The organism is Leptospira neocaledonica, from assembly GCF_002812205.1.
In the GTDB taxonomy this organism is placed as follows: Bacteria; Spirochaetota; Leptospiria; order Leptospirales; family Leptospiraceae; genus Leptospira_B; species Leptospira_B neocaledonica.
The window spans coordinates 67,434-80,081 of sequence record NZ_NPEA01000008.1 but is presented as its reverse complement, the minus strand read 5'-3'; the positions used below and the strand labels follow the sequence as shown (position 1 = coordinate 80,081).

Genomic DNA, 12,648 nt, shown 5'->3' with positions numbered 1-12,648 from the left:
TCTGGAAACGTATCACAGTAATTTGACACGTTCCGGCAAAGTCTCGGGATGAAATTAAGGAGATGCTCCCAAAGCTCGTTCGTATGGTACAAAAAAAGAAAACTACTGTTAAGAGGAAGAATTCCATGGCTCAAAGCGCTGAAAAGGATACCCTCATCGTCGCAAGCAAGGTAAAAGCTTATATCAAATCTAAAGGCTTTATGACTTCCGGAGACGCGGTCGATGGCTTGAATGAAAAGTTGTACGGACTGATCGACGATGCTTTAAAACGTACCGAGGCGAACAAACGCACTACGGTTAGACCAACCGACTTCTAATCCATTCTTGATCTACATCAAGAACAAGACTGAAATCGAGAAAATGAGGGCGGCGGGCAAATTAGCCGCCGCGCTTCTGAACTATATATCCGGGTTTATTCAGCCCGGTATTAGTACTCTTGCAATCAATGATCTCTGCGAAGAGTTCACTAAAAAAAATGGGGGCAAGTCAGCGCCTCTTGGTTACAAGGGTTTTCCGAAATCCGTTTGTACTTCTATCAACGAAGTCGTTTGCCACGGGATTCCCAAGGCGATTGATGTTCTGAAAGAAGGAGATATCGTCAACGTAGACGTGACTCCTATCGTAGATGGATATCATGGGGATAGTTCTCGTACTTTTATCGTAGGCGGTAAAACTTCTCCCGAAGTGGAACGTTTAGTTAAAGATGCGGAACGTGCCATGTGGGTGGGGATAGAACAGGTAAAACCAGGAAATCGTGTAAGCGATATTGCAAATGCAATCGATGACTACCTGACTCCGAAAGGTTACGGAATCGTTAGAGATCTAATGGGTCACGGAATAGGAAAGGGTTTTCATGAAGAACCTCAAATTCCTCATTACCGCTCCGGCCGTAAACTAGCCAAACTAGAGCCCGGAATGACATTCACTATAGAACCGATGGTGAATTTAGGAACCTGGGAAGTGCTATTTTCTAAAAAGGATGGATGGACTGTGACCACAAGGGACGGAAAATGGTCCGCTCAGTTCGAACATACCATTCTAGTCACTGAAAAAGGCTATGAAATTTTAACCCAAGCATAGTATTCTGTCGTGCATGGATTTCGTTTGGAAATATATTTCTTTACTAGGTAAGGATTTTGCCTTTTTCGTTTTAGGCTTTCTAGTCTTTTACATCGGCAAAAAACTTAAGGACTGGACGGAACCTCGCAAGTTAGACGAGGAATTAGTAAAATCCGACAATAGTGCGCTCGCCCTAAGCTTATCCGGCTATTATATCGGGGTCATTATATTATTTATCACTATAGTTTCCCATCCTGGAGAAAAGGGAGAGTTACTCGGAGATCTTTTCCAAGTGTCTTCCTTTTCGATTTTAGGAGTGATACTTCTTCTTCTATCCCAAAAGATCAACGATGGATTGATCCTAGGCGGGATTGATGCAATCGAAGAAATATATGAAAAAAGAAATCTAGCGGTAGCTTCCGTATTATTCGGAGGAACAATCGCAAGTTCCTTTTTTATCGCTGCCGCATTGAATGGAGATATAGGGGAAAAAGTATTTCCTCAAGGTTTGGGAATAGCAGTTTCTCCACTTGTGGAAAAAACGATCATTGGATCCATTATTTCCGTGATATTCTTTTCTGTAGGACAGATCGGAATGATTTTATTTTCAGTATATTATAAACTTTGGATCCCTTACAAACTCCGAATCGAATTGGAAGAAAAACAGAATCTTGCTGCTGGAACCGCATTTGCAGGTGCATTGCTTGCGATCGGGATCTTACTCACAAGAGCATTATTTAGAGAATTTGAATCCTTATTCCAAACAGGAATCTTATTACTTCTAGATCTGGGGCTTGCATTCTTGATCATTCCTATTTTACATTTTTTTGCAGATTGGGTTGTTCTTCCCGGTTCCACATTGAAAGAAGAAATAGAAAGGGATCAAAATTTCGGAGCGGGGCTTTTGGAAGCGGTTGTGCTTGTGTCCTTCTCTGCTATTATATTTTTTGCGGTTTGAAATTAGAATAAGTCGTTGGAAGAGTATAATTTCCATTCCAGATGATAAACTTTTTTGATCCCAAAGTCACAAGCTGCTTGTAAAATCATTTTTTCATCCGACTCTTGGGATAGGATAGAATAGGCTTCCGTCAGATCCGAAACGATCTCGGCAAAGATGTATTTATGAGTTGGTAAGAAGGGAGAAAGTCCTCTTTCTGCAAATCCTCGGAGTGCTCCCAAAAGTCCTGCGAGTAAGATTCTACCCAAGGGTCTTGTTCTTTCTTTAGGAAGATCCAAGCCGGCTTCTTTTGCCGCACTTAAAAGTTCCTGGAGAGGAATTCCTCCCGATATAGAATATAAGGATGTTTCTTCTCCTTCCTGCATAATGAAAGAATAAGATATGCTTCTTGAAAGTAAAGAACTTCTGGATGAACTAAAGGATATCACGGAGACGAATGGGTTCCAGTTATTCGGAGTAGGTCCGGCCTCTGTTCCATCCGAAGACAAGGAAAATATCCTTCATTGGGTCGGGGAAGGTCGTCATGGAAATATGGATTGGTATCCTAAAAACATGAACCTTCGATTGGAGTTGGAAGGGCTCGGGTTCAAACCCGAATCGGTAATCGCGTTAGGCGCCTTATATAATGATCCTGAATACGAAAATCTGGATCTACCTTATCGTTTTTCCAGGTATGCGATGGGAGAAGATTATCATTCCGTTCTTCGTAAAAAAGCTTCCGGTTTACTAGAGTTCCTAAAGAAGAAGTTTCCGAACCAGAAATTCAGACAAGGAGTAGACTCTCTTCCTGTTCCTGAAAAAATTTTAGCAAGAGAAGCCGGTTTAGGATGGATCGGAAAAAATACAAATTTGATCCATGAAGAATATGGATCCTTCTTCTTTATTAGTTTGATTTTTACGGATCTTCCTTTGAGTTTCGTTTCCGTCCAAGCAAAGGACAGATGTGGTACATGTAGAGCCTGTATAGATTCTTGTCCTACTGGCGCATTAGAGCCTTACAAAATTGATGCTCGAAAATGTATTTCTTATAAAACGATAGAAGATAGATCTGAGAATGTGGATTCTTTACACGGCTGGGTATATGGTTGTGATATTTGCCAGGAGATCTGTCCTTGGAATCAAGTAAAGGCTCGCAAGAAGGGTTGGAAGACAGAGATGGGTGAATTTAAGATCCGAGATTTTTTCAAAAAAGAAAATCTCTCGGATCTGGATGAAAAAGAATTTAAAACGTATTTCCGGGATTCCGCAGTCAGTAGAATTTCCTACAAACAAATGAGAAGAAACTTAACTGTTTGGGAAAGAGATTCTTCCAAATCTTGAAGACAAAAGTTTATCCACCAAAGCCAAAAATCCCGCGATCAATAAAAATAGAACAAAGATCCCTACAATATTAATTGCCACTCCGGAATAACCTAAACGAGGAACATCCATAATATTATATGGATACCATTCCTGAATAGCACCTCTTGTTAACGTGAATATTGCATACGCGACGGGAAGAATCGCCGCTAATAATATTCTGCGCAGAGTAACTGTTTTAGCGGGTCCGAAAATAATCCAACCAAGTACTGCAATAAGAGGAGCAATATTATGTTCTAATTGGCTGGCAGTATCCGCAATGATATCATTCTTGGGCACAGTCTGCAGAACGAAATTAAAAACGATCCCAGTGATTATGATATCTATGATTCCTATCAAACGCCAAATATGAAAAGAAGAAGAACTACGATCCAAATTGAATGCAAGAAGTAGTGTAGTAAACCCCAAGATCAAATTGGATTGGGTCGTAAAAAATGAAAATTGATTGAATAAACTATCAAATCCAGGGCCGAATGTTCGAGTAAAACCCGCGTTTGGCGGAAGAGAAGATGTATGATGGTAGGCATACCATAGTTCTAATAGAACACCTACAAAACAAATCAGAGCGGTAGATACAAATACTAAGCGGGCTAGAATAAGATTGAGTTTGAAAGTTTGCATTTGATTTTTTTTCTCTTCACCAAAATAGATCCGCTGGATTCTTATAAGTTTTAGGAGTTCGTCAATGCTATTTTTTCTCTCACGTTAGAAGCATCTCGCGCAGGAGAATCTCCGAAAAATCTGGAATATTCTCGATTGAACTGAGTTACACTTTCGTATCCGACTTCAAATGCAGCACGGGAAGCGGAGTAGGCACTATAGACCAGAAGTTTTCTTGCTTCGAGCAATCTAAGTTGCTTTTGAAATTGGATAGGACTAAGTCCAGTGATCTGTTTAAATTGTCTATGAAATGTGGTAACACCTAATCTAGATTTATCGGCTAAACGTTTTATTTCCATGGAAGCTGTGTAATTTTCTCTGATCCAACGAATTGCAGGATAAATAGTCGGTCCTTTTCCTTGGGTCTGGCAGAATTTTCTCAAACGCCATCCTTGCGGACCGAGAAGGACTCTATATAATATTTCTCTCTCGTAAATAGGCGCAAGTGCAGGTATATGCTCCGGAGTTTTCAGAAGTCGAAGCATTCTGATCCAAGCTTCCAGAAATTCAGTAGAAGCTTCGCAAGCTATGAATTCATTATTCGTATTTTCTTCCGAAGGATCTTTCGGAAGGTCATTTAATAAATCTAAAATGGAATCTTGATCCAGTTCTAGTCCTAATGAAATATACGGTCCGGTTTTACCTTGTTTTACCTTTCCTGTGGCAGGGATATCTGCGGAAATTACGAAGTAAGAAGGAGCTTTTAAGTGAATAGTTTGATCTCCTATCGAGATTATTTTACCTCCTTGAACAACTAATCCGATCATAGGCTCATATACTGCCGCAAGTTGATGTTCGGATACTTCTCCCTTTATGAGCAATACTTTGGGAAGTTCCGTTTTAGTCGGTTTTGTTGTTGCTTGAATTGTAAGTTCCGCAATCTCTTTTAGGATTTCCTTCATTTTATAACATAATACAATAGAACTGTATTTTAAAAAGAAAAATCCGAAGAATATTTCAAATTAATAATGGTGAGGTAGGATTAGGCAATCAATCGGCATGATCCGATCTTTACGATATTTATAAAATCCTCTACTATCAATCTATTGGAGGACGTTATGAAAATAGCAATCGTCACAGGAGCAAGTAATGGGATCGGGAAAAATACCGCGATCGAATTGGGAAAAAAAGGAGTCGGCGTAATCCTTACTTATCATTCGGATAAAAAAGGTGCCGAAGAGGTAGTAAAGGAAGTTGAGAAGAATGGTTCAAAGGCTGTTTGCCTTAAATTAGACCTAAGCCAAAAATCTTCTTTTGAAAGTTTTGCCGAACTTGCAAAAAGGAATCTGGAAGAAATTTGGAAGAGAAAAACTTTCGATTATCTGGTGAACAACGGAGGTATTGGCGGAGGAATGCCATTCGCTGAAATCACGGAAGAATATTTCGATCAGATATTGAATACGAATTTTAAAGGTCCGTTCTTCATAACTCAACAACTCGTTAAATTTATGGAAGATAACGGAAGGATCGTGAATACATCCAGTTCTTCCAGTCACGGATCTTTTGTAGGATATTCAGCGTATGGGGCTTCGAAAGCGGCGTTGACTTCGTGGACAAAGTATTTGGCAAAAGAACTTTCTCCTAGAAAGATCAGAGTGAATGCAGTCTCTCCTGGTCCAACTCACACGAACCTGGGAGGAGGCGCATTTGATAAATATCCAGAATATATCCAACCGTTAGCGGACCAGACTGCTCTTGGAAGGATCGGAAGTCCCGACGATATTGCCAAGGTGATTGTGAATCTTTTATCCGACGAATTCTCTTGGGTGACCGCTCAGGACTTGGAGGTTTCGGGAGGATTTTTGCTTTAGTGATTTTAAAAGGTTTTGCGGGGCGACTTTTCGCTTCGCGAAAACCAGGCTGCTTCGGGCTACGCTAGCGCTTCGGTCACTTCGGACTTCCCCTTCGCATCCTTGTCGCGTGTTGGAGTTCCTACAAAGTCCGTGGTTGGGAATATGCTTGTTGGTTTAAATGTTTTGTGATAAGGCGATTGGATCGAAGTTTTGAATCTTGTACCACCGACCAGCCCCCCTTCGTAGCGACCCGTAGGGAGTGAGAAGACGACCGTTTTAGACGAGTCGGTGACCGTAAGGTCAAACGAGATTATAGATGAAATATCCCGAAAAACTTGGATCGAAGTTTTGAATCTTGTACCACCGACCAGCCCCCACCCAGAATAAGGGTGGGGCGCTCTAAACAATTTTGTAGGAATTCCAACAAATACTCCTTTTCTCCCTGGAGTCGGAGGCTTGGATAGTCAGATACATGCGCGCGGGTCTGAAACAAAAAGAAACCGATCAATCAAGTTATGAATTCGATCCTAAAACGAATTTAAAGCTTAGAAATTGGTTCCTAAAAGAAAAAAGAGACCTGGCATTTCGAAAAAATAGAACTCCTTATTCTACTTGGGTGAGTGAGATCATGCTGCAACAGACTAGGGTTGCAGCAATGCTTCCTCTTTACGAAAAGTTTATGGATAGATTTCCAAAACCGGAGGATCTTGCGGATGCCGAAGAAGAGGAAGTATTTCGTTATTGGCAAGGACTAGGCTATTACTCCAGAGCAAAAAATCTTTTGGCTGGAGTTCGGATCTTAGTCAACGAGTTCGGCGGAAAATTTCCTAGAACCTTGGATGAGGCTCTTTCACTTCCAGGTATAGGACCTTATACTGCACGAGCAATTCTTTCTATTTCTTATAATTTATCTTTTGCTGTTTTAGATGGAAATGCAAAAAGAGTTCTTTCTCGTTTGGTCTTATTTAAAGAGTCGGGACCTAAAGCTGACCCTGCTTTACAAAGGATTGCGGATTTATTTTTAAATCTGGAATTTCCCGGAGATCATAATGAAGCGGTTATGGAATTAGGCGCACGTATTTGTATTCCAAAACCTTTATGTACGGAATGTCCTTTACAAAATGATTGTTTGGCTTACCGGAACGGATTACAGGAAAGTATTCCGGAGATGGAAAAGAAAAAAAAGGAAATCCCTTTAAATATCCGTTTTTATATTCTAAAGACTAAACAAGGTATACTTCTTGTTCGTTATCCGGAGAGAAGATTTTTCAAAACAATCTATTCCCTGCCTTTTTCTTTCGAAGGGAAACACCCTTATGATGCAGATCCTGTTTTAGATTGGAATTTAAAACCATCTGACCTTGGAATCAAATTTAAACATACGATCACTCATCATAAAATCCAAGGTTTTGTTTCTGAAACGGAACTGGACCAAAAATCGGAAAAGAATATCCTGAATCATTTTCGTAAGATTCGTCCTTCTATAGAGATTAAATATTGCAATTGGAAAAATTTAGAGACGGAATTCCCTTCTTCCATTGCAAAAAAGATCAAACAAACCTTCGTTAAAGACGGAACTGTCCTGCCGGGTTTGGAAAATTAAACTTTTATTCAAAAGGAAAGCCATGAACATTCGATCCACTTCAGAATTCGTAAAAGAACTTTCTAAAAAAGGAGAACTTTTGGAGATCAAAGAAGAAGTGGATCCTATCCTGGAGATAGCAGAGATCCAGAGAAGGGTAGTCGCTAAAAGAGGCCCCGCACTTTTGTTTTCGAATGTAAAAGGATCCAAATTTTCAGTTGCGACCAATTTATACGGTTCGGAGAACAGGATCAAGATCGCATTCGGAGAAGATCCGGTAAAGTTTATTCAAAAAATAGCATATACTGCAAAACATCTTATGCCTCCCACTCCCAAAAAAGTATGGGAAGCGAGATCTCTTGCCTGGACCGCATTAAAAGTAGGTCTTAGAAAAGTAACCAAGGCTCCTGTTTTAGATTCTGAATTGCAAAGTTTAGATGAATTGCCTGCCTTAAAATCATGGCCTAAAGACGCCGGAAGATTTATCACATTACCCTTGGTATATACCGAAAGTCCCAAAACCGGGAAAGGGAATTTGGGAATGTATCGTATCCAATTCCACGAACCTAAACTTACTGGGATGCATATACAGATCCATAGAGGTGGAGGTTTTCATTATTCCGAGGCGGAAGCGGAGGGGAATGCGCTGCCAGCGCATATCTATGTAGGAGGTCCGCCTGCACTTACAATTTCTGCGGTGGCTCCTTTACCGGAAGAGATCAGTGAATTTCTTCTCGCATCACTTTTGCTTGGCGAAAGATTAAAGGTACTAAAAAACAAAAAGATCAGTCCTCTTCCTATTGTTGCGGATGCAGATTTTGCATTGATCGGGAAAATTCCTCCAAGGATCAGAAAGCCGGAAGGACCTTTCGGAGATCATTATGGATATTATGCTTTAAAACATGATTATCCAGTATTCGAAGTGGATAAAATTTATACTCGTAAAGACGCTATTTGGCCTGCAACAGTAGTTGGACGTCCTCCACAAGAAGATCATTGGATCGCAGAATATTTACAACATCTATTATCTCCCATGTTCCCAATCGTTATGCCTCAGGTGAAGGGAATTTGGGCCTATGAAGAATCCGGAGTTCATTCTTTAGCGGCAGCCATCGTAAAAGAAAGATACAAAAAAGAAGCATTTATGGGAGCTCTTCGAATTTTGGGAGAAGGACAATTATCTCTTACCAAATTCCTGATCGTAACTGACCAAGATATTCCTTTGATGGATTTTAAAACTACTTTCATCGCCGCACTAGAAAGATTCAAACCGGAGACAGACTTACATATCTTTTCTAATATTTCCCAGGATACATTGGATTATACGGGACCAAAAGTAAACGAAGGAAGTAAGGCGGTTTTACTTGGAGTTGGACCTAAAACCCAAAAACTAAAACCAAAGATCACTTCTAATATTAAAAATTCTAAATTCAAAAATCCGAAAGTATATTGTCCCGGAGTATTAGTGGTTTCCGGACCAAAATATAAAAAAGGAGACGGAGCCTTAGAGTTACTTCGTAAAGAGGTGATTGCCCAAGGATTTTTATTCGTATTCCTAGTGGATAACTCGGAAGAAGCAACTAAATCCGATCACGATTTTATTTGGAATGTATTCACTCGATTCGAACCTGCAGCTGATATTCATGGTGATTCTACAGTGATCCGAAATCATATCTCTTTCCAAGGCCCGATACTCGTGGATGCTAGATTAAAAACTTGGTATCCTCCTGTTCTGGAAGAAGATCCTAAAATCTCTAAACAAGTGGAGAATAGATTTGGTAGACTTTTGGATTCGTTATAATCGAATGGAAGAATGGGAATGAAACGAGTAATCGTTACCGGCGGGGCCGGACTGATCGGAAGTAATATAGTTAGACTTTTAAACGAACAAGGGATTTCAGATATCCTAGTCGTAGACCATTTGGGTACTTCTTCCAAATGGAAAAACCTAAGGGGATTGGAATATACGGATTATTCCGAAAAAGAGGACTTCCTGAAAAATGTTCAAACCACTGACATATTAAAAGATTATTCTCATATCTTTCATTTGGGCGCTTGTTCTTCTACAACGGAGACGGATGCTTCTTATTTAATTCGAAACAATTATGAATATACTAAGATCTTAGCGGAAGAGTCTTTGCGTAGAAAGATTCAATTCTTATACGCATCTTCTGCAGCTACTTATGGAGACGGGCAATTCGGATATGACGATAAGGCCCCGATCCATTCTCTCAAACCTTTGAATATGTACGGATATTCAAAACATATGTTTGATCTATATGCCTTAAAAAAAGGGTTCTTGGATAAGATCACTGGAGTAAAATATTTCAATATCTTCGGATTCGGAGAGGCTCATAAGGAAGATATGAGATCGGTAGTATTAAAAGGATACGAACAGATTTCTTCCGAAGGAAAATTAAAATTATTCAAATCCTACCGTCCTGACTATAAGGATGGAGAACAAAAGAGAGACTTCCTCTATGTTAAGGACGCGGCCAAGATCAGCCTATATCTGTTAGAAAATCGTAAATTCGGTTTATATAATGTGGGCAGGGGACAGGCAGAGACATGGAAAGCACTTGCTTCCGCATTGTTCAAAGCGATGGGAAAACCCGAAAACATAGAATATATGGAAATGCCTGAGAGTTTAAAGGCAAAATACCAATATTACACAAAAGCTGAGACCCAGAAATTGATCTCCAGCGGTTACAAAGAAGGATTTACTGATTTGGAAACTGCGATTGCGGATTACGTGGATTTGATTAAAAAAGAAGAACAATAAAAGGGGCCCCTAAGAACCCCCCACAGCTATTAATTACTTAGAAAAGATCTGAAGTAAAGATTTTGCGAATGCTTTAAATTTTGCGTCTTTGATAGAGTAGAATACTTGATTGGAAACTTTTTTGCTTCCTAAGTATCCTGCTTCTTTCATTTTGCTTAAGTGTTGGGAAGCAGCTGATTGGCTGATACCAAGTGCGTCTACAAGTTCTCCCACGCTGTGTTCTTTTTTAGAAAGATGGAGAAGGATTTTTAATCTATCAGGATGAGCTACTGCTTTAAGTCCGCGGATCGTAGAATCCAGATGAGTTTTTTTAATGTCTAACTTTTGGGCTGCCATAATCTGCCTTCTGTTGTATTTGAATCCACTCTAACATAACCTTTGAAATTTACAAGGATTTCCGAAAACTATCTCTATTTTTTGTAAAATTATAATTCGTGTAAATTATGATATAATTATGTAAATAAAATGGAAAATAATTTATTACCAATTGTAGAATTATTAACCTCTAAAGCTTATATATATTGAATATTATAACTTTCAATCCTTCGAATATTAGAACCCTCTTACGTTTAGAAGATCCCAAAAACTCAATATTCGAATTTAACAATAAACGAAAAACGTACTATTATAAACTTCGAATTTGCCGGAATTCTAATTCAAGAAAACGTGTAGAAGAATAGGCAAACTTTCAGCTTAACCAAGATAGGCGAAATGGAAGTATTGAAGGCAAAAGTGTGGAAGAATTAAGGAAAACTAATGGACTGAAGAAGGGAATAGAAGAAACAAAGGGGTCAAATTTTGACCCCTCCTGAAATTTCCAAAACGACTCCGTCTACCAGATCGTTTTGAGCGATGAATACCGCAGTGTTTGCAATTTCATCCGGTCTACCCAATCTGCCGATCGGGATTTGGGACTCCCATTTTTTGAGAGCTTCCGGATTCATGTCTTTCATTACCATTTCTGTAGCGATGAATCCAGGTGCAATACCCGCAACTCGGATGCCATAACGACTGAGCTCTTTGGCCCAAAGTCTGGTCATAGCTGCTACTCCCGCTTTTGCAGCGGAATAATTGGTCTGACCAGGGTTACCGTGCATAGAAACCGAAGCGATAGGGATGATTACCCCTTTGGTACCGTTATTTACCATTTGGACCGCTGCTTCTCTACCTGTTAAGAATACTCCAGTTAGGTTAACGTCGATCACAGCCTGCCATTCTGCCAAAGACATCTTGGAGGCAACTTTACCAGTTTGTTTATCCGCCTTGATTAAGAGACCATCTCTTAAGATCCCTGCGTTCAAAACTGCGATATTCACGGAACCGAAGGCGGAAACCGCTTGTTCCATAAGTGCAACAGCGTCTTTTTCCTTAGAAACGTCTGTAGGAACTGCGATTACCTTAGTGCCGAGTGCTTCGATGTCTTTTTTGGCTTCTGCAAGTTTGTCTGCAGAGATATCCGATAGAACGATATTGGCTCCCAATTTTGCAAAATGAAGGGCCATCTCTTTGCCTAAACCTCCGGCGGAACCGGTGATTACGGCAGTCTTATTTGTTATTTCCAACTTGGTTGATTTCCTTACTTCTAATGGTTACGTAATTGTCGGTGAAAGGGATTTCTACCCTTGCTGTAGTTTCACCGACGTCCGTTTGGATTCTGAATAAGTTCGGATCAATATTCTCACTTTTGAGAAGGATCATGATAAGAGCGATCCCAAGACCTGCTCCTTCTGTATTGTCCATATTATCCATATAGAACTCGGCGATATCATTGTATTCCATCGCCTTCTTCATTTTCTCCCTCATACGAGATTCCTCGATCTCGATCACAGGAGTATTATTCACTACTTCGACTACCAAACCTTCGATAGTGTAGGTTACTGTAATTTTGACAAAAACGCCTCTGGCAAGACAACGCTTCCCGTATTCGTCAGCCATTTTCTCGGAGAAGTTCTGTTTGAACTGGGCCAGACCTTGGTCATAATGATCAAGATTCCGAATATCCAAACCCAGGTCTTCGAAGAAAACCCGCTTTTGGTTGGCTTTAACGCCGTTGATCGCCATTTCTTTGGTGATCGTATACAACATTTCGATGTATCTTGATTGGCCTAATTTTTCCAGAACTTCTGTTAGAATACGAAGAACGTATTTTTCCAATTTGGAATTCATTCTGGAAGATTGAACGGAGATGCGGGAGCGGCTGAGGATGTATTCGGAGAGCTGGGCGTCTAATTGTTTGAAACTTTTTGCCATGCTCGTTTAGTCCTCTGCGGAAGAAAAATCGATACCCAGTGTTTCCCCTAGGAGGATTCATGCAATCAAAAATCAGCGGGTCCCAGATCTCAAAAAGGATACAAACGTAAAGGGCTGGCCGCGTCCGATCCGGATTCCACCCCGCGCGGGCCCACCGAACGCCGCCCGGCCAAAAAAAACCGCGACGATTTTTTTTCACCCCCGG

Annotated in this window: 14 protein-coding genes; 8 read left to right on the top strand and 6 right to left on the bottom strand. The window is 40.3% G+C overall.

Annotated features, from left to right (window positions below; genetic code table 11):
* The first annotated feature begins 83 nt into the window (after window positions 1-83).
* From CH365_RS14930 to CH365_RS14920, 3 genes are read left to right on the top strand one after another with little or no spacing between them, the layout of a single operon-like run.
* On the top strand, window positions 84-317 hold the full coding sequence (locus CH365_RS14930; protein ID WP_010515511.1) for a hypothetical protein: 234 nt from the start codon (window positions 84-86) through the stop codon (window positions 315-317).
* A gap of 7 nt (window positions 318-324) precedes the next feature.
* Complete coding sequence (gene map / locus CH365_RS14925; RefSeq protein ID WP_100769372.1) at window positions 325-1,080, top strand: type I methionyl aminopeptidase; 756 nt, start codon at window positions 325-327, stop codon at window positions 1,078-1,080.
* A gap of 13 nt (window positions 1,081-1,093) precedes the next feature.
* Window positions 1,094-2,017 carry a DUF350 domain-containing protein gene (locus CH365_RS14920; RefSeq protein WP_100769371.1) on the top strand — a complete coding sequence of 308 codons (924 nt, stop codon included), beginning with the start codon at window positions 1,094-1,096 and terminating at the stop codon, window positions 2,015-2,017.
* A 2-nt stretch (window positions 2,018-2,019) separates the two neighbouring features.
* On the opposite strand, the gene CH365_RS14915 is transcribed toward CH365_RS14920, so the two are convergent.
* Entirely contained in the window at window positions 2,020-2,382 is a 363-nt protein-coding gene (locus CH365_RS14915; protein WP_100769370.1) for an LIC_11502 family protein, read from the bottom strand.
* Between the two features lie 16 nt (window positions 2,383-2,398).
* Between CH365_RS14915 and queG the strand changes: the two genes are divergently transcribed.
* Window positions 2,399-3,337, top strand: a complete 939-nt coding sequence (gene queG / locus CH365_RS14910) for a tRNA epoxyqueuosine(34) reductase QueG (protein ID WP_100769369.1) — start codon at window positions 2,399-2,401, stop codon at window positions 3,335-3,337.
* Here the strand turns inward: queG and CH365_RS14905 are convergent.
* Complete coding sequence (locus CH365_RS14905) at window positions 3,302-3,997, bottom strand: Pr6Pr family membrane protein (RefSeq protein ID WP_100769368.1); 696 nt, start codon at window positions 3,995-3,997, stop codon at window positions 3,302-3,304. The two genes, queG and CH365_RS14905, sit on opposite strands and share 36 nt — an antisense overlap.
* Before the next feature lie 50 nt (window positions 3,998-4,047).
* The gene (locus CH365_RS14900; protein WP_100769367.1) at window positions 4,048-4,938 is read right to left on the bottom strand and encodes an AraC family transcriptional regulator; all 891 of its coding nucleotides are present in this window, start codon (window positions 4,936-4,938) and stop codon (window positions 4,048-4,050) included.
* Window positions 4,939-5,094: 156 nt separating this feature from the next.
* Here CH365_RS14900 and CH365_RS14895 point away from each other — a divergent pair, with 156 nt between their 5' ends.
* The 4 genes from CH365_RS14895 (at window position 5,095) to rfaD (ending at window position 10,193) form a co-directional block, all read left to right on the top strand.
* Window positions 5,095-5,847 carry an SDR family NAD(P)-dependent oxidoreductase gene (locus CH365_RS14895; RefSeq protein ID WP_100769366.1) on the top strand — a complete coding sequence of 251 codons (753 nt, stop codon included), beginning with the start codon at window positions 5,095-5,097 and terminating at the stop codon, window positions 5,845-5,847.
* Between the two features lie 454 nt (window positions 5,848-6,301).
* Window positions 6,302-7,432: an A/G-specific adenine glycosylase gene (locus CH365_RS14885; protein WP_100769364.1), complete on the top strand. Its 1,131-nt coding sequence runs from the start codon at window positions 6,302-6,304 to the stop codon at window positions 7,430-7,432.
* Window positions 7,433-7,454: 22 nt separating this feature from the next.
* Window positions 7,455-9,212, top strand: coding sequence for a UbiD family decarboxylase (locus CH365_RS14880; RefSeq protein WP_100769363.1), 1,758 nt, complete (start codon window positions 7,455-7,457; stop codon window positions 9,210-9,212).
* 12 nt (window positions 9,213-9,224) lie between these two features.
* Window positions 9,225-10,193: an ADP-glyceromanno-heptose 6-epimerase gene (gene rfaD, locus CH365_RS14875; RefSeq protein WP_165782615.1), complete on the top strand. Its 969-nt coding sequence runs from the start codon at window positions 9,225-9,227 to the stop codon at window positions 10,191-10,193.
* Window positions 10,194-10,226: 33 nt separating this feature from the next.
* Here rfaD and CH365_RS14870 read toward each other — a convergent pair whose 3' ends face one another.
* The 3 genes from CH365_RS14870 to CH365_RS14860 all read right to left on the bottom strand — a co-directional run bounded on the left by CH365_RS14870 (window position 10,227) and on the right by CH365_RS14860 (window position 12,443).
* Window positions 10,227-10,529, bottom strand: a complete 303-nt coding sequence (locus tag CH365_RS14870; protein ID WP_100769362.1) for an ArsR/SmtB family transcription factor — start codon at window positions 10,527-10,529, stop codon at window positions 10,227-10,229.
* Window positions 10,530-10,984: 455 nt separating this feature from the next.
* Window positions 10,985-11,755, bottom strand: coding sequence for an SDR family NAD(P)-dependent oxidoreductase (locus CH365_RS14865; protein WP_100769361.1), 771 nt, complete (start codon window positions 11,753-11,755; stop codon window positions 10,985-10,987).
* Window positions 11,739-12,443, bottom strand: coding sequence for a histidine kinase (locus CH365_RS14860; protein WP_100769360.1), 705 nt, complete (start codon window positions 12,441-12,443; stop codon window positions 11,739-11,741). Before CH365_RS14860 ends, CH365_RS14865 begins: the two co-directional genes overlap by 17 nt.
* Window positions 12,444-12,648 lie beyond the last annotated feature (205 nt).